Source organism: Streptococcus mitis, from assembly GCF_002096835.1.
Classification (GTDB): domain Bacteria; phylum Bacillota; class Bacilli; order Lactobacillales; family Streptococcaceae; genus Streptococcus; species Streptococcus mitis_W.
In genome coordinates this window covers 1-1,472 of the sequence record NZ_NCVG01000001.1, presented here as the reverse complement: position 1 = coordinate 1,472, position 1,472 = coordinate 1, and the positions used below count along the sequence as shown (strand labels likewise).

1 protein-coding gene is annotated in these 1,472 nt (G+C 38.8%); it reads left to right on the top strand.

Going from position 1 to position 1,472, the window contains the following annotated elements; genetic code table 11:
- Positions 1-1,472 (top strand): Rib/alpha-like domain-containing protein (locus tag B7699_RS09600; RefSeq protein ID WP_275655594.1); only part of this gene is annotated, 1,472 nt, incomplete at both ends.

The following is a 1,472-nucleotide window of genomic DNA, read 5'->3' as shown; positions in this document are numbered from 1 at the left end:
CCAGTTAATGTAACTCCAGTTAAGGAAATTGAAACGCCAGTAACGAATACTCCGTTAACGCCAGAGGATTACACCAAAGGAATTAAAATTCCAGAAGGTGGCAAGGTAACGAATGTTGAAAATATTCCAGACTTGACAACTCCAGGTAAGAAAGATCCAGTTAAAGTAACGGTAGAACTACCAAATGGAAAAACAATAACTGTAGATGTTCCAGCTAACGTAACACCTGTTAAGGAAATTGAAACTCCAGTAACGAAAACTCCGTTAACGCCAGAGGACTACACTAAAGGCATCAAGATTCCAGAAGGTGGCAAGGTCACAAATGTTGAAAACATTCCAGACTTGACAACACCAGGTAAGAAAGATCCGGTTAAGGTTACTGTAACATTACCAAATGGCAAAGTAGTTACGGTAGAAGTACCAGTGAATGTAACGCCAGTTAAGGAAATCGAAACCCCAGTCACAAAAGATAAATTGACTCCAGAAGATATCTTGAAACAAATCAAAGTACCAGAAGGAGCAACTGTTAAGGTAGGAGATCTTCCAGACTTAACAACGCCAGGTAAGAAAGATCCAGTTAAGGTAACGATTGAATTGCCAAATGGCAAAGTAGTTACGGTAGAAGTACCAGTAAATGTAACTCCAGTTAAGGAAATCGAGACACCAGTAACGAAAGATAAATTGACTCCAGAAGATATCTTGAAACAAATCAAAGTACCAGAAGGAGCAACTGTTAAGGTAGGAGATCTTCCAGACTTAACAACACCAGGTAAGAAGGATCCTGTAAAAGTAACGATTACATTACCAAATGGTAAAGTTGTGACTGTAGAAATTCCAGTAACTGTAACTCCTATTGAAGATATTGTTAAAAAACAAGGTGATCCAATTACTACTGAGGATGTTGAAAAACACATTCCAAAAGGAGCAAAAGTTATCTCAATTGGTGACAAACCTTCAACAGATATTTCAGGTGAAAGACCAAGTATTCCAGTTGTTATCGAGTTACCAAATGGAATTCGAGTAACTGTAAATGTACCAGTTATCGTAACACCAAAAGTTACGCCTGTGGTAGTTAAAGTTGGAACACCAGTTACGCCAGAAGATGTTAAGAAACATATTGAATTACCAAATGGATGGAAGGTAACAAAAGTAGGAGAAATCCCAACAACAACTACACCAGGAACAAAACCTGTCGTTCCAGTAGAGATTGAATTACCAGATGGTCGTAAGATTACTGTCGATGTACCAGTCATCGTTACGCCAACTGTAAGACAAATTGTTGTACCACAAGGAACTCCAATCACACCAGACGATGTGAAAGGACATATCGATCTTCCGAAAGAACCAGGATGGGAAATTGTCGAAGTCGGAGAAATTCCAACAACAATTCCTGCTGGAGTGAAACCAAGCGTTAAAGTGAAGATTAAAGTTCCAACTGGAGAAATTGTTGAAGTAGAAGTACCAATCATCGT